Consider the following 14,001-nt stretch of genomic DNA (forward strand, 5'->3'; position numbering starts at 1 on the left):
GGCGCGTCGCAGTCGGGAAGCGTCGCGTAAACGCGCGGCGCACATCCTGGTTACAGCAGTGATGTTAAACGCGTCGGCCCCGAGACTGCCGGGAACACCGCCGTGGATCACAACGCGCCGTGACGCCGGTAACCTGAGGAGCCGTGGACCTCGACCGACAGTCTGACATCGCCGCCCTTGATTCCACCCTGACCACGGTGGAGCGGGTGCTCGACGTGGACGGGCTGCGCGCCAAGATCGACAAGCTCGAACACGAGGCCGCCGACCCCAACCTGTGGAACGACCAGAGCCACGCCCAGAAGGTCACCAGCGAGCTGTCGCACGCCCAGTCTGAGCTGCGCCGCGTAGAGGACTTACGCAGCCGCCTGGCGGACCTGCCGGTGCTCTACGAGATGGCTGCCGAGGAAGAGGGCGCGGGCGCTGCCGATGCCCTGGCCGAAGCCGACGCCGAACTGAAGTCACTGCAGGCCGACATTGAGGTACTCGAGGTCCGGACCCTGCTGGCCGGCGAGTACGACGAGCGCGAGGCCCTGGTCAACATCCGTTCCGGCGCGGGTGGCGTCGACGCCGCCGACTGGGCCGAGATGCTGATGCGGATGTACATCCGCTGGGCCGAGCAGCACAAGTACCCCGTGGAGGTGTTCGACACCTCCTACGCCGAAGAGGCGGGCATCAAGAGCGCGACCTTCGCCGTCCACGCGCCCTACGCCTACGGCACGCTCTCGGTCGAGCAGGGCACCCACCGGCTGGTGCGCATCAGCCCGTTCGACAACCAGAACCGCCGCCAGACCTCGTTCGCCGAAGTCGAGGTGCTGCCCGTGGTGGAGACCACCGACCACATCGAGATCCCCGAGACGGATCTGCGGGTCGACGTATACCGCTCCAGCGGGCCGGGCGGGCAGTCGGTGAACACCACCGACTCGGCGGTTCGACTCACCCACATCCCCACCGGTATCGTGGTGACCTGCCAGAACGAGAAATCGCAGTTGCAGAACAAGGTTTCGGCGATGCGGGTGCTGCAGGCCAAACTGCTGGAACGCAAGCGGCAGGAAGAGCGCGCCGAGATGGACGCGCTGAAAGGCGAGGGCGGCAGCTCCTGGGGAAACCAGATGCGCTCCTACGTTCTGCACCCCTACCAAATGGTCAAGGATCTGCGCACCGAATACGAGGTCGGCAGTCCTACGGCGGTACTGGATGGGGACATCGACGGATTCCTGGAAGCGGGAATCAGGTGGCGTAACCGAAAAGATGATTAGCAACTATCTGGCCGCAGGCTTCGGGCAGCGCTGGAGCGATTTCTGGCACGGCGAGTACGGCGTGTGGATCGTCACCCGCGGCGTGCGGATTGCGTTGTTGGTCATCGGGGCGCTCTTGGCGGCCCGCTTCATCACCTGGCTGGCTCGCCGAATCACCCGGCGCATCGACGCCCGATACCAACAGACCGATCAGCTGGTGCGTACCGAGAGCGCCAAACACCAGCAAGCGGTGGCTTCCGTGGTCTCCTGGGTGTCCATCGCCCTGGTATTCGTCATGGTCGTCGTCGAAATCGGTGATGTCCTGTCGATCCCGGTCAGTTCGCTGGCAGCGCCAGCGGCAGTCCTGGGCGCCGCGTTGGGCTTCGGTGCCCAGAACCTCGTCAAGGACATGCTCGCCGGGTTCTTCATCATCACCGAACGTCAATACGGCTTCGGGGACCTCGTCCAGCTGAGCATGGTCGGCGCGCCCGCAGATTCACTCGGCACCGTCGAGGAGGTCACCCTGCGGGTGACCAAGCTCAGAACCGTCGAGGGCGAGATGTATACGGTTCCGAACGGCAACATCGTCAGGTCGCTGAACCTGTCCAAGGACTGGGCGCGTGCGGTCGTCGATGTACCGGTGCCGACGTCGGCCGACCTCAACCGAGTCAACGACCTGCTGCACAAGGTCTGCAGTGACGCCATGCTCGACGAGGATCTACGCAAGTTGCTGCTCGACGAACCGGCATTGATGGGTGTGGAGAGCATCGAGGTCGACACGGTCAACCTGCGCATCGTGGCTCGCACGTTGCCCGGGAAGCAATTCGATGTCGGCCGCCGTCTACGTGTGATGGTGATCGCCGCACTGAGCAAGGCAGGCATCACCTCGCCGACGGAGAAGGCACCGACCTTGGGCGGTATCACCGCGTCGGGAACCACCGAGGAAGCGGCCGCGGTTCGTAACCAGGAAGGACAGCGACAGTGACGTCGCTCCGGAAGTGGAAGCGCGACGACCGCGGCTGGCCCAACTACCTGCCGGGCGGTCGGATCCGCACGTCGACAGCGGCTTTGATTGTCGCCTTCGTCGCCCTGTTCTGGATCTACCAGAACTACGAACCCCCGCCGCCTGCGCCTGATCCGGCCACCCAGGTGGTGCCGCCCGGCTTCGTCCCGGACCCGTCCTACACCTGGGTACCGCGCACCGACGTCCAGCGGCGCACCCAGACACCGACGACCACCACGACGACCAGCGAGACGCCGACGACCTCACCGACCTCGCCTACCGAGTCCACCTCGCCGGGCGAGACATCGCCGACCTCGCCCACGTCACCGACGTCGCCGACCTCACCGACATCGCCGACGACGACCACCCCGGCACCGCCCGGAGTGCCGCCTCTGCCCGGTGCGCCCAGCCCGACGCCCACCCCGTCAGCCGTGCCGGGCCAGGGTCCGATGTCGACGCCTGCCGCGCCGACGCAGTAACCCGCGAGACCAGACAGCTACACTGGCGTGCCGTGATGATCACCCTTGACCATGTCAGCAAGCAGTACAAGTCGTCGGCCCGCCCAGCCCTCGACAATGTCAGCGTCAAGATCGACAAGGGTGAGTTCGTCTTCCTCATCGGCCCGTCGGGTTCGGGCAAGTCGACGTTCATGCGACTGTTGCTGGCCGAAGAGACCCCGACCTCCGGTGAGCTCCAGGTATCGAAGTTCCACGTCAACAAGCTGTCGGGTCGCCACATCCCCAAACTGCGCCAGGTGATCGGCTGCGTGTTCCAGGACTTCCGGCTGCTACAGCAGAAGAGCGTCTTCGAGAACGTCGCGTTCGCCCTCGAGGTGATCGGCAAGAAGCCCGACACCATCAACCGGGTGGTACCCGAGGTCCTGGAGATGGTCGGGCTGTCCGGCAAGGCCAACCGGTTGCCCGGCGAACTGTCCGGCGGTGAGCAGCAGCGCGTCGCGATCGCGCGGGCGTTCGTCAACCGCCCGCTGGTGCTGCTGGCCGACGAGCCCACCGGAAACCTCGACCCCGACACCAGCAAGGACATCATGGACCTGCTCGAACGGATCAACCGGACGGGCACCACGGTGCTGATGGCCACCCACGACCACCACATCGTCGACTCCATGCGCCAGCGCGTGGTCGAGCTGTCCCTTGGCAGGCTTGTGCGCGACGAGCAGCGTGGCGTCTACGGAATGGATCGTTAAGTGCGCTTCGGCTTCCTGGTCAACGAGGTCTTCACCGGACTTCGCCGCAACGTCACGATGACCGTGGCGATGATCGTGACGACGGCGATCTCGCTCGGGCTCTTCGGCGGTGGTCTGCTGGTGCTGCGGCTGGCCGACCAGTCCCGGCACATCTACCTCGACCGCGTCGAGAGCCAGGTCTTCCTGACCAACGACATCTCGGCCAACGACCCGACGTGCGACGGCGACGTGTGCAAGGCGCTGCGCACCAAGATCGAGGGCCTCGACGACGTCAAGTCGGTGCGCTTCCTCAACCAGACCGAAGCGTATGACGACGCGATCGCCAAGAACCCCCAGTTCAAGGACCTCGCGAGCAAGGATGCCTTCCCGGCGTCGTTCATCGTCAAGCTCGACAACCCCGAGCAGCACAAGGGTTTCGACGCGGCGATGCAGGGCCAGCCCGGTGTCCTCAACGTGCTCAACCAGAAGGAACTGATCGACCGGCTGTTCGCTGTGCTCGACGGGTTGTCCAACGTCGCCTTCGCGGTCGCCGTGGTGCAGGCCATCGGTGCGATTCTGTTGATCGCCAACATGGTTCAAGTCGCGGCCTACACCAGACGCACCGAGATCGGCATCATGCGAATGGTCGGCGCGACCCGCTGGTACACCCAGCTGCCGTTCCTTCTCGAGGCGGTGCTGGCGGCGCTGATCGGGGTGTTCTTCGCGATCGTCGGGCTGATCGTGGTGCGTGCGATGTTCCTGGAGAGGGCGCTCGACCAGTTCTATCGAGCCAATCTCATCGCCAAGGTCAACTACGCCGACATCCTCTATTTCGTGACGCCGTGGCTGGTGTTCCTGGGTGTCGCCATGTCCGGAGTCACTGCGTACGTCACCTTGCGCCTCTACGTGCGGAGGTAGCTGTGTCGAAGAAGACGCCGGCCAACAAGGCAGGTGACGTCAGGGGCGGCAAGAAGATCGTCGCCACCAACCGCAAGGCGCGGCACAACTATTCGATCCTCGACACCTACGAGGCCGGTGTGGTTCTGCAGGGCACCGAGGTCAAAAGCCTGCGCGACGGGCAGGCGTCGTTGGCCGACGCGTTCGCCACCGTCGACGACGGTGAGATCTGGCTGCGCAACCTGCACATCCCGGAATATCACCACGGCAGCTGGACCAACCACGCACCGCGGCGCAACCGCAAGCTGCTGTTGCACCGGAGCCAGATCGACAACCTGGTCGGCAAGATTCGCGACGGCAACCTCACCCTGGTGCCGTTGTCGCTGTACTTCAGCGAGGGCCGGGTCAAGGTCGAACTTGCACTGGCCAGAGGTAAACAAGCTCACGACAAACGACAGGACCTGGCCCGCCGCGACGCCGAGCGTGAGGTGGTACGCGAGCTCGGCAGGCGCGCCAAGGGCATGTCCTGATCGGCGTCCTGCTGGCGTTGGCCGCGGCGATCGGGTACGGCGTCAGCGACTTCGTCGGCGGTATCGCCTCGCGGCGCGTCGCCGCGCTGCGGGTGGTGCTGATCTCGTATCCGGTCGCGATGGTCATGCTCGGCGTGCTGGCAGTCGTGGTGGGCGGCACCATCTCCACCCCGGCGGTCGTGTGGGGGCTGCTGTGCGGCGTGAGCCAGGCGTTCGGAGTGTGGTGGTTCTACGCCGCGCTGGGCTCAGGCCCGATCTCGGTGGTGTCACCACTGACCGCGGTGCTCGTGGCGGGGGTGCCGGTAGGTGTCGGCCTGGCGCTGGGGGAGCGGCCTGGGGTGATCGCCGGTGTGGGTACCGTACTGGCGCTAATCGCCGTGGTGCTGGTCAGCCGGGAGGCCACCGACGGGGATGTGAGCCTGCACCGGTTCACCAAAACCGTTGCGTGGCTGACGATCGGCTCGGGTCTGGCCTTCGGGCTCAACTTCGTGCTGATTCACCAGGCGCCGGTGGACGCCAAGATGTGGCCACTGTTCTTCGCGCGAATCTCGGCGACGGCGATCGTGCTGACCGTCGCCGCGTTCACCGGTAACTTCCGTGCGCCGCAGGGTGTTGCGATGCGGCTGGCGCTGGCCGCCGCGGTACTAGACGCCGTCTCCAACGTGGCGATGCTGCTGGCGCTGCAGGCCTCGATGCTCTCACTGGCGGGTGTGCTGATGGCGCTGTACCCGGCCGCCACTGTGCTGCTGGCCATTGTGGTCCTGCGTGAGCGGGTCACCCGCTGGCAGGTTGCGGGCATGGTGCTCGCGTTGGCGGCGGTGGCGATGATCTCGGTGCACTGATTCAACGCAGCGTCTCACTGGGGACGTCGAAGCGCTCCTGGTAGGCGCGGAAGCGTTCGCGGAGCTCGTCGGCGTCCAGGCCGGTGTCGGCCCAGGTGTAGCGATTACCGCCGCCGTCGCCGGGGTTGGCCGAAAGGTGTTCGCGCATGCGCTGTTCGGCCTGGGGTGTGAGATCGCGGCCGATGCGGTCGTAGACCGCACCGATGGTGGCGAATGGGTCAGCCATGAAGTCAGCGAAGCGCACATGGATGATCCGGTCGGCTCCCGGCAATCCCTCGTCCACCCAGCCCATCATGCGCTCGAGTCCCAGGATGTTCTCCTCGGCGCACTGCCCGGCCACCCGCTGCACCGACGACTTGTCGCTGACCAGCTTCTGCAGATACGCCATCAGCGCGCTGATCGAGGAGATGACCACCAGCGGATCGCGGTGGGTCTGCACCAGGATCGCGTCAGGGTATTCGGCGAGCACCGTGTCCAGGTTCCACAGATGCGCCGGGCTTTTCAGTAGCCACTGGCCCGGCACGCCGGACTGCAAGTGCTGCAGGAACTTCCGGTGATATCGGTAGGCCGCGGCGTGGTCGGCCTCATGCATTAGCCAGCGCTGGTAGTTGGGCAGCAAGTACTGGGTGCTGTAGGTCATGCTGCAGAAGGTGCCCATGGTGATCCGCACGCATTCCTGACCGCCGCGCGCGCTCATCGGATGGAACTTCATGAACCCCGGGTTCAGCTGCTCACTCATCTCGAGCGCCGCTTCGGTTTGGGCGATCCGCGGATCGGTCTCGTAGGTCTGCGGCTGCGGCACCGGGAAGGGCTGGTCGACCTCCCAGGTCAGGGGGGCGCGAAGGTCGGGATCCTGGGTCAGCAGGTCATAGAGAATCGTGGTGCCGGTGCGGGGCTGGCCCAAGATGATGATCGGGCGTTCGATCTTCTCCTGCGCGATCTCCGGGTGCTCGCTGCGCCAGGCGGTGATCTGCAACCGGTTACGCAGCGGCACAATGACATCCGCTGCCGCGATCTCGACGCCGATGGGCGAGAGGTCGTCGGCGTCGATGAATGCGTCGAGCAGGCGGTCGAGGTTGTCGCGCCAGCCGTCGTTGTCACCGAAGTCGTCACTGCCGGCGAGCTCACATGCCTGCTCGATCAGCTTGTCGGCGTCCAGGCGCGCGGCGATCGCACTGGTCATCGCTGAACCTCCTTGTCCACAAGACGAACTGAGACCTCGGGTGCTGTCGGGTTGTCCAGCCAGCGCAGGGTGATGAACCCTCGTCGCCGTCCACCGGTGTCCAGCCAGTAGCCCTCGCCGCTGTCCTCGGCGCCGATGTTGATCCGGATCGCGCCGTCCGCGCCGGGCTCGACGCCCGCGTTGGTCACCGAACTCTGGCGCACCAGGGGCTCGAGGCATTCATGCCAGATGTTCTCCAAAGTGATCGACCAGTAGCGGGTTTCGGGCGGCCGGAATTCCAGGTGAAGGCTCTGATGCGCCTCGAGGTCGAACAGGCCGAGCATGTAGAGGTTGTCCGGTGTGGTGTTCTCCCCGCCGAGGGCGCCGGCCTCCGAGGTGATCAACGTGTTCGGGTTGTCCAGCAGATCCGGACGCACGGTGCGATGCAGTGTCGTCAGCTTCACGATCGTCCAGCCCAGGGCGGTCAGCTGCTCGGCCAGTTGCTCATCGGTCACCGGCGCCGATGGTTCCTGGTCGCCGAGACGCGAAATATGAAGCTCTACAGGGACTTCGGTCTGCGGATCGGAGACGTAGTCGCGGACGACGATCGAGGTGGCGTCCTCGGGAATCTGGACGAACTGGGCGCCGTCGAGGTCGGTGTCGGTGGGCTTGGCCGCGGCGAAGACGATGTCGAATCGGCCGTCGTCGTCGAGCACGAGGTCGCGATCCGACAGGTAGTTGCTCATCCGCCGCGGGTTCAGCCCGGTGCCGGCGAGCACCTGCAGACCGAGGTAGGTCGACGTGCCGCGGGTGCCGGTGAGCCGGTAGGCACGGTCGCCGCTGATCATCGCCAGGGGATAGGAGCCGTGCGGGTTCGGGCCGCCGACGAAGCGTGAGGACGTGCACATCTGCACGAAGTGCGGATGATCCGGATCGGTGTCGACGGACAGTTCCGTGCACAGTGCCGTCACCCGGTTGAGCACCCGCAGCCCCTCGAGGAGTTCGCGTTCGTCGCGGGCATCCTGGGTGATCATCTCGGTCGTGTCGGCCAGGACCTTGCGGACGAAACCCCACGCCTCCAGTGACTTCTCGCCACTCATCGGCTGCCTCATTTCTGGTCGGTGATCGAGCACGGCGCCATCGAGGCGACCGCGCGGGAGATTCGTTCGGACAGCGAGCCGCCGTCGCGCAGCCAGTCGTCGAGGGAGATCCGGACGGCGGCCATCGTCAGGGCGCCGATGAGGCGCGGCCGCGGATCGTCGACGGTCAGGTCGGGCAGGCGCGGGGCGATGGTCTCGGCGATCGCGTTCTCGAAGCTCAGGTAGGACAGCAGGGTCCAGGCGCGCAGGCTCAGCGAGTCACGGGTCTGGCGCTCGATGTCGGCGATCGTGTCCGAGATCGCCTCGAATCCGTCGCCGAGTTCGCAGAATGCCGCGGTGAGGGCATCGATCGCGGAAAGTTGCGGGGCCTGCCGGCGCAGCGCGTCGGTGATCGCGGAGATCCACATCGCGGTGAAGCCTTCGGCGACCGCGTACTCCTTGGATTCGAAGTACCGGAAGAAGGTGGCCCTGGCGACGTCGGCTTCGGCGGCGATGCGGTCGGCGGTGGCCGCCGCCAGGCCGTCGTCCATGACCAGCCGTGCGGCGGCGCCGGCGATGCGTTCCCTGGTCCGCTGACCCTTCCGGACACGCACGCTGCCAGCCACGAGGTCAATGTAGACAAAGTCTCACTTTCGTACCCGTCTTTTCGCCCAAACGCACACACGGGCGCAGAAGTCCCAGGAAGAGCCCGCCATTGCGTCGATCTCGGCACCGGTGCTGTCGGTGCCCGGGATTAATGTGCTTTCGGACGCGGTTGTAGACCGCGTACCATTGGAAATCCGGTCGAACCTCGGCCGGGGTGCGAGGGGCTGAAGGGTTTCGACTTCGCGCATCGAATCAAGGGAAGCGTGCCGGTGCAGGCAAATGACCACCGTAAGCGTCGTTGCAACCAATTAAGCGCCGATTCCAATCAGCGCGACTACGCCCTCGCTGCCTAAGTAGCGACTGCGTGTCTGTCAGACCGGGAGCGCCCTCGGCCCGGATCCTGGCATCAGCTAGAGGGACAAACCGATGAGTCCGGTCGCGGGACTCAGCGGGACATCAAACAGCGACTGGGATCGTCATCCTGACTTGTTCGCGTGAGCAGGAGATCCAAGTAGAGACATAGCGAACTGCGCACGGAGAAGTCTTGAGGGAATGCCGTAGGACCCGGGTTCAATTCCCGGCAGCTCCACCCACGAGAACAGGCCAGGCCGAAAGGCCTGGCCTGTTTTGTTTCTCAACACTCTTGCGAACCCGGTGCACGGGCGCGGCCGGGGGCTACGGGACCCGAACAATGCTGGTCCCAGGCAAGCGATCAGACCTCTGCGGGGTCTAGCGTTGGCGAAATGGGTTACCTCAACGACGACGAGTGGCAGGAGCCGGATAGCTGCACCGACAGCCCGCTAGGTCGTAACGAGGTCGCTCGGACGAGCCGGGATGTCGAGGCTGGCGAGTTCGCCATCGACGATCCCGTCATCTTGGGGCCGGGGTTGCCGCCCGAGGATGGTTCCTGTGGTCAGTTCGCTGTGCAATTTCATGTCACCACGACAACGGTGGTTGGGCTCAAGCGCATCGCCGATGCGCGCGGGGTGAGCGTGCCGGAATTGTGCCGACAGGTCGTCGGTGTTTTCGTTGCACAGCAGGAAGGCGAGCTGAGCGCGCTGCTCGCCGCTGAGGCCGAGGTCGCCGCCTACCGGCCCAGCCTGCGCCAGTCGTAGTCCAGTCGACGTGATGGGCGCGGGCACAACACCTCGGGGGTGTGCGCCATGACTGTGCTCAAGCGGTGTCGCTGAGGTCCTCGTGAGGGACGACAACGTCGTCGGCGTCGGCGGCGATATCGGGGAAGAGGGTGCTGATGAGCGCCAAACCGACTAGGGCGCCGACGATTTGAGCAGCGATGAATCCGGGTGCTGAACTTGGCGCGATGCCGGCGAAGGTGTCCGAGAACATCCTGCCGATCGTCACCGCGGGGTTCGCGAACGAGGTGGAGCTGGTGAACCAATACGCGGCGCCGATGTAGGCCCCGACAGCTGCGGCCGACAGTGCTGCGCGCCCGGTGCGGGCCAGCGCGAAGATCAGTGCGATCAGACCCGCGGTGGCGACCACTTCACCGACAAGGTGTCCGGTGGTGATGCGGTCCTTGGTGGCGATCTCGAAGACCCGTCGGTCGAACATCAGGTTCGCCAGCCACGAGCCGGTGATGGCGCCGGCGGTCTGAGCCACGGCGTAGGCGATAGCGTCCCTGCCGTGGATGCCGGTGCCTGCGCGTCGCCCGAGCAGCCAGTCGGATGCGGTGACGACGGGGTTGAAGTGGGCGCCGGACACCGGGCCGAACAGCAGGATCAACACCGCCAGGCCGAAGACTGTCGCCATCGAGTTCTCCAGCAACTGAAGCCCGACGTCATGTGGCGACAACTGGGCGGCCGCGATGCCCGATCCCACCACGACGGTGACCAGTAACCCGCTGCCAACGAACTCCGCCAGAGCCCGCCGGGTCAGAGGGGCGGTGTGCATCAGCGGCTCCCATTCGGGGTGCCTGGCTCAGGCGATGCCCTCCGAGGCCTCACGCGCAAGCCTCGCAACTACCGGGGGCGGCTAGATTCGACATCCGTCTATATTGACGATCATCGAATCAAGGGACAAGCAAACTTTAGGTAAACGGCCTGGCGTTCCCTGTCGTGGGGAAGTGCCGCCGCAGGGCCAGAGAGACGTAGACGAGGCCGACGAGGACGGGTACCTCGATCAGCGGGCCCACGACTCCGGCCAGCGCTTGGCCGGAGGTCGCGCCGAAGGTCGCGATGGCCACGGCGATGGCGAGTTCGAAGTTGTTGCCCGCGGAGGTGAATGCCAGAGTCGTCGTGCGCGGGTAGCCCAGCTTCAATGCGGCGCCGACCAGATAGCCGCCGGTCCACATGATCGCGAAGTAGGCCAGCAGGGGCAGCGCGATGCGCACCACGTCCAGTGGCCGGGAGGTGATCTGGTCGCCTTGAAGCGCGAAGAGGATCACGATGGTGAACAGCAGCCCGTAGAGCGCCCACGGTCCGATCCGGGGCAGGAACGTCGTCTCGTACCACGTTGCGCCCTTGGCCTTTTCGCCGTAGCGGCGGGTCAGATACCCGGCAACCAGCGGGATGCCGAGAAAGATCAGCACCGACTTGGCGATCTGCCACATCGAGATGTTCAGCGAGGTCTGATTCATGCCCAGCCAGCCGGGCAGCACCGTCAGGTAGAACCAGGCCAGCACCGCGAAGATCAGGACCTGGATCACCGAGTTGATGGCGACCAGGACGGCGGCGGCCTCCCGGTCCCCGAGCGCCAGGTCGTTCCAGATGATCACCATCGCGATACACGGTGCGAGGCCGACGATGATGATGCCGGTGCGGTAGGCGGGCAGGTCCGGCAGGAACACCCAGGCCAGCGTAAACATCAGGGCCGGGCCAATGACCCACACCAGGAACAGCGCGGCCAGCAGCATCTTGCGGTCGCGGGTGACGGTGCCCAGACGGTCGTAGCGCACCTTGGCCAGCACCGGGTACATCATCACCAGCAACCCGATGGCGATGGGCAGCGAGATTCCGTCGATCTGCACCGCACTGATCGCGTGTCCCAGTCCCGGGACGAGCCGGCCCAGCAGTAGTCCCAGGCCCATGGCCGCGGCGATCCACACCGGCAGCAGCCGGTTGAGTGTGGACAGCTTGGTCGCGACCGGCGCATCGGAGTCAGATGATGTGGTCGCCTCGGTCACCCTGATGCTCCCGTCAATCCGCTATTTCGATACTCGTCGATATTGGCAGCCGTCGAATTAAGAGGCAAGCCACCTGCCGTTGTCACGGATCGGCCGGCCTACGCAGAGGGGGCCTCGGCGCCGCCGCAGCAGGCCGTCTCCTCGACCACCGGCAGCGACCCGAAGAAGCTCTCCGAATCTGCCAGCTTGGTGTAGACCTCCCACCGCTCCCCGCCGGGACCGGTGACCCACACTTTGTCCTGGGTGGCGAAGCAGCACGTGGTGCCGATCTCCTCCTCGGTGAACATCCCCTCGTCGCTCAGGCGGGCGATCTCGGCGTGGACCTGATCGCTGGACTCGACCTCGACCCCGAGGTGATTAAGGCTGCCGCCCTGTCCGGGGTTCTCCAGCAATACCAGCTTCAGCGGCGGCTCGGCGATGGCGAAGTTGGCGTAGCCCGGCTTGACCTTGGCCGGCGCGGTGTTGAACAGCTTGGAGTAGAACGCGATGGCTTCGTCGATGTCATCGACGTTGAGGGCCAACTGAACTCGGGACATGGGTGCCTCCTCATACCTATGCGACATATGTCGAACCTCTGGGCAATCGCTAGCATGCCACCTTTTCGATATATGTCAAGCAATGTGGCATCATGGGTTCATGCCCAAAGCGCTGCCTGTCATCGACATCTCCGCGCCCGTCTGTTGCGCACCGGTGGCAGCAGGGGTGATGAGCGACGACGACGCCCTGCAGATCGCACTGCGCCTCAAGGCCCTGGCCGATCCGGCCCGGGTGAAGATCATGTCGCTGCTCTTCGGCGCGGCCCAGGACGGTCACAACACCGGCGAGCTGGCGGCCGCGATCGGGGTCAGTGAGTCCACCGTCAGCCATCACCTCACCCAGCTACGCAACGCGGGCCTCGTCGAGTCGACTCGACGGGGCATGAACGTCTTCCACCGACCGCACCATGCCGCGGTGGCCGCCCTGGCGGTGGTCTTGGATCCGAACTGCTGCTCCTAGAACCGTTTTCAGCTGTTAACGGTGTCGGGAAGCAGTTCGGCGATGAGGTCTTCGACGCGGGCTTTGATCTGATCGCGGATCGGGCGCACCGCTTCCACTCCCTTGCCGGCAGGGTCCTCGAGCACCCAGTCGCGGTAGCTCTTTCCGGGGAAGAACGGGCAGGTGTCACCACATCCCATGGTGATCACCACGTCGGAGGCTTGTACCGCGTCGGTGGTGAGGATTTTCGGGTTCTGGGTCGAGATGTCGATACCGACCTCGGCCATGGCCTCCACGGCCGCGGGGTTGACCGCGTCGGCGGGCGCGCTGCCCGCTGAGCGGACCTCGATGGCGTCACCGGCCAGCGCCGCGAGGAACCCGGCCGCCATTTGAGAGCGGCCGGCATTGTGGATGCAGACGAACAGCACGGACGGTTTGGCGCTCATCGACAGGTCCTTTCGGCGGATACCACGGGCAGATTGGAGGTGTCGAGGGCCAGAACCGCCGACAACTGTTCCAGGGCAGACGGAATCACCCAGTAATACACCCAGGTCCCGCGGCGTTCGCAGTCCAGCAGGCCCGCCTCCCGCAGGGTCTTGAGGTGATGGGAGATCGTCGGTTGGGACACCTCGAATGCGGGGGAGATGTCGCACACGCAGCACTCGCCGCCCTCGTGGCTGGCGATCAGGCTCAGAATCCGCAGCCGCACCGGATCGCCCAGCGCCTTGAACATCCGCGCCAGTTCACCAGCCCAGTCGACGTCGAGCGGCTGGTTGGCCAGTGGGGGGCAGCACGGCTCACCATCTGCAGACGAGGTCATCGACATGCGTCTATATTGATGGGGATCGAATCAACCGTCAACTGCCGCCGGTCGCCTTTTCCCGGCAGGGAAGGGATCGCCCCACGTGTCCAAGCCTGCTGTGCTGTTTGTCTGCGTGAAGAACGCGGGCAAGTCGCAGATGGCGGCCGCCTTGATGCGCAAGCTCGTCGGTGACCGCGTTGACGTCTACAGCGCCGGCACCAACCCAGGCGACGCGCTCAACGACCTCTCGGTGCGAGTACTCGCCGAGGTCGGCGCCCCAGTGGACGGTGAGCATCCCAAACCGATCGACCCGAGGCTGCTGGAGCACGTCAACGTGGTCGTGACACTCGGCAGCGAGGCCCACCTCGACACTGCTGCCACCCCGTCGCAGACCTGGATCACCGACGAACCCTCCACGCGCGGGATCGACGGCATCGAGCGCATGCGCCTGATCCGCGACGACATCGCCGCCCGCGTCCAGACGCTGGCCGCCCAATTGCTCACCACCACCGAAATCCCCTGATCCACAAAGGAACACCACCCTC

The 14,001-nt window shown here is 65.4% G+C and carries 17 protein-coding genes, 1 other RNA gene and 1 pseudogene; 11 read left to right on the forward strand and 8 right to left on the reverse strand.

Going from position 1 to position 14,001, the window contains the following annotated elements; translation table 11 throughout:
• Window positions 1-143 precede the first annotated feature (143 nt).
• Genes prfB through OG976_RS20720 form a run of 7 tightly spaced genes read left to right on the forward strand, consistent with a single transcriptional unit; the run spans window position 144 to window position 5,690 of the window.
• Window positions 144-1,256, forward strand: a complete 1,113-nt coding sequence (gene prfB, locus OG976_RS20690) for a peptide chain release factor 2 (protein WP_328352910.1) — start codon at window positions 144-146, stop codon at window positions 1,254-1,256.
• Entirely contained in the window at window positions 1,249-2,220 is a 972-nt protein-coding gene (locus tag OG976_RS20695) for a mechanosensitive ion channel family protein (RefSeq protein ID WP_328352913.1), read from the forward strand. Before prfB ends, OG976_RS20695 begins: the two co-directional genes overlap by 8 nt.
• A complete protein-coding gene (locus OG976_RS20700; protein WP_328352916.1) occupies window positions 2,217-2,717 on the forward strand; it encodes a hypothetical protein in 501 nt (166 codons plus the stop codon). The genes OG976_RS20695 and OG976_RS20700 overlap by 4 nt, the downstream gene beginning before the upstream one ends.
• Before the next feature lie 35 nt (window positions 2,718-2,752).
• Window positions 2,753-3,442 carry a cell division ATP-binding protein FtsE gene (gene ftsE, locus OG976_RS20705; protein ID WP_328363835.1) on the forward strand — a complete coding sequence of 230 codons (690 nt, stop codon included), beginning with the start codon at window positions 2,753-2,755 and terminating at the stop codon, window positions 3,440-3,442.
• Window positions 3,443-4,339, forward strand: coding sequence for a permease-like cell division protein FtsX (gene ftsX, locus OG976_RS20710; RefSeq protein WP_328352919.1), 897 nt, complete (start codon window positions 3,443-3,445; stop codon window positions 4,337-4,339).
• Window positions 4,340-4,341: 2 nt separating this feature from the next.
• The gene (smpB, locus tag OG976_RS20715) at window positions 4,342-4,848 is read left to right on the forward strand and encodes an SsrA-binding protein SmpB (RefSeq protein WP_328352922.1); all 507 of its coding nucleotides are present in this window, start codon (window positions 4,342-4,344) and stop codon (window positions 4,846-4,848) included.
• Window positions 4,845-5,690, forward strand: coding sequence for an EamA family transporter (locus tag OG976_RS20720; RefSeq protein ID WP_442930555.1), 846 nt, complete (start codon window positions 4,845-4,847; stop codon window positions 5,688-5,690). The genes smpB and OG976_RS20720 overlap by 4 nt, the downstream gene beginning before the upstream one ends.
• A gap of 1 nt (window position 5,691) precedes the next feature.
• Here OG976_RS20720 and OG976_RS20725 read toward each other — a convergent pair whose 3' ends face one another.
• Genes OG976_RS20725 through OG976_RS20735 form a run of 3 tightly spaced genes read right to left on the reverse strand, consistent with a single transcriptional unit; the run spans window position 5,692 to window position 8,566 of the window.
• The gene (locus tag OG976_RS20725) at window positions 5,692-6,873 is read right to left on the reverse strand and encodes a sulfotransferase family protein (RefSeq protein ID WP_328352925.1); all 1,182 of its coding nucleotides are present in this window, start codon (window positions 6,871-6,873) and stop codon (window positions 5,692-5,694) included.
• The gene (locus OG976_RS20730) at window positions 6,870-7,952 is read right to left on the reverse strand and encodes a DUF1214 domain-containing protein (RefSeq protein ID WP_328352928.1); all 1,083 of its coding nucleotides are present in this window, start codon (window positions 7,950-7,952) and stop codon (window positions 6,870-6,872) included. The genes OG976_RS20725 and OG976_RS20730 overlap by 4 nt, the downstream gene beginning before the upstream one ends.
• Before the next feature lie 8 nt (window positions 7,953-7,960).
• On the reverse strand, window positions 7,961-8,566 hold the full coding sequence (locus OG976_RS20735; RefSeq protein WP_442930556.1) for a TetR family transcriptional regulator: 606 nt from the start codon (window positions 8,564-8,566) through the stop codon (window positions 7,961-7,963).
• Between the two features lie 191 nt (window positions 8,567-8,757).
• Between OG976_RS20735 and ssrA the strand changes: the two genes are divergently transcribed.
• Window positions 8,758-9,129, forward strand: a transfer-messenger RNA (tmRNA) gene (gene ssrA, locus OG976_RS20740).
• Between the two features lie 151 nt (window positions 9,130-9,280).
• Window positions 9,281-9,652 carry a hypothetical protein gene (locus tag OG976_RS20745; RefSeq protein ID WP_328352934.1) on the forward strand — a complete coding sequence of 124 codons (372 nt, stop codon included), beginning with the start codon at window positions 9,281-9,283 and terminating at the stop codon, window positions 9,650-9,652.
• Window positions 9,653-9,710: 58 nt separating this feature from the next.
• On the opposite strand, the gene OG976_RS20750 is transcribed toward OG976_RS20745, so the two are convergent.
• From OG976_RS20750 to OG976_RS20760, 3 genes and pseudogenes are all read right to left on the reverse strand, one after another.
• Window positions 9,711-10,448: an MIP/aquaporin family protein gene (locus OG976_RS20750; RefSeq protein ID WP_328352935.1), complete on the reverse strand. Its 738-nt coding sequence runs from the start codon at window positions 10,446-10,448 to the stop codon at window positions 9,711-9,713.
• Between the two features lie 178 nt (window positions 10,449-10,626).
• Window positions 10,627-11,679, reverse strand: a pseudogene (gene arsB / locus OG976_RS20755) (ACR3 family arsenite efflux transporter); the annotation flags it as partial.
• Between the two features lie 98 nt (window positions 11,680-11,777).
• Window positions 11,778-12,215: an ArsI/CadI family heavy metal resistance metalloenzyme gene (locus OG976_RS20760; RefSeq protein WP_328352936.1), complete on the reverse strand. Its 438-nt coding sequence runs from the start codon at window positions 12,213-12,215 to the stop codon at window positions 11,778-11,780.
• Window positions 12,216-12,315: 100 nt separating this feature from the next.
• Between OG976_RS20760 and OG976_RS20765 the strand changes: the two genes are divergently transcribed.
• Complete coding sequence (locus OG976_RS20765) at window positions 12,316-12,675, forward strand: Rv2640c family ArsR-like transcriptional regulator (RefSeq protein WP_328352937.1); 360 nt, start codon at window positions 12,316-12,318, stop codon at window positions 12,673-12,675.
• 8 nt (window positions 12,676-12,683) lie between these two features.
• Here OG976_RS20765 and OG976_RS20770 read toward each other — a convergent pair whose 3' ends face one another.
• Together OG976_RS20770 and OG976_RS20775 are read right to left on the reverse strand one after the other, a co-directional pair.
• Complete coding sequence (locus OG976_RS20770) at window positions 12,684-13,100, reverse strand: arsenate reductase ArsC (RefSeq protein WP_328352939.1); 417 nt, start codon at window positions 13,098-13,100, stop codon at window positions 12,684-12,686.
• Window positions 13,097-13,480, reverse strand: a complete 384-nt coding sequence (locus tag OG976_RS20775; protein ID WP_328352941.1) for an ArsR/SmtB family transcription factor — start codon at window positions 13,478-13,480, stop codon at window positions 13,097-13,099. Before OG976_RS20775 ends, OG976_RS20770 begins: the two co-directional genes overlap by 4 nt.
• Before the next feature lie 79 nt (window positions 13,481-13,559).
• Between OG976_RS20775 and OG976_RS20780 the strand changes: the two genes are divergently transcribed.
• On the forward strand, window positions 13,560-13,979 hold the full coding sequence (locus OG976_RS20780; protein WP_328352943.1) for an arsenate-mycothiol transferase ArsC: 420 nt from the start codon (window positions 13,560-13,562) through the stop codon (window positions 13,977-13,979).
• Window positions 13,980-14,001 lie beyond the last annotated feature (22 nt).

The sequence above is a fragment of the Mycobacterium sp. NBC_00419 genome, from assembly GCF_036023875.1.
In the GTDB taxonomy this organism is placed as follows: Bacteria; Actinomycetota; Actinomycetes; order Mycobacteriales; family Mycobacteriaceae; genus Mycobacterium.

Bases quoted from the DNA above. Each gene is read 5' to 3' on its own strand.
- ftsE (WP_328363835.1), top strand. From the start codon at position 2,753: ATGATCACCCTTGACCATGTCAGCAAGCAGTACAAGTCGTCGGCCCGC.
- OG976_RS20770 (WP_328352939.1), bottom strand. From the start codon at position 13,100: ATGAGCGCCAAACCGTCCGTGCTGTTCGTCTGCATCCACAATGCCGGC.
- OG976_RS20775 (WP_328352941.1), bottom strand. From the start codon at position 13,480: ATGTCGATGACCTCGTCTGCAGATGGTGAGCCGTGCTGCCCCCCACTG.
- OG976_RS20745 (WP_328352934.1), top strand. From the start codon at position 9,281: ATGGGTTACCTCAACGACGACGAGTGGCAGGAGCCGGATAGCTGCACC.
- OG976_RS20695 (WP_328352913.1), top strand. From the start codon at position 1,249: ATGATTAGCAACTATCTGGCCGCAGGCTTCGGGCAGCGCTGGAGCGAT.
- OG976_RS20765 (WP_328352937.1), top strand. From the start codon at position 12,316: ATGCCCAAAGCGCTGCCTGTCATCGACATCTCCGCGCCCGTCTGTTGC.
- OG976_RS20725 (WP_328352925.1), bottom strand. From the start codon at position 6,873: ATGACCAGTGCGATCGCCGCGCGCCTGGACGCCGACAAGCTGATCGAG.
- OG976_RS20730 (WP_328352928.1), bottom strand. From the start codon at position 7,952: ATGAGTGGCGAGAAGTCACTGGAGGCGTGGGGTTTCGTCCGCAAGGTC.
- OG976_RS20760 (WP_328352936.1), bottom strand. From the start codon at position 12,215: ATGTCCCGAGTTCAGTTGGCCCTCAACGTCGATGACATCGACGAAGCC.
- OG976_RS20750 (WP_328352935.1), bottom strand. From the start codon at position 10,448: ATGCACACCGCCCCTCTGACCCGGCGGGCTCTGGCGGAGTTCGTTGGC.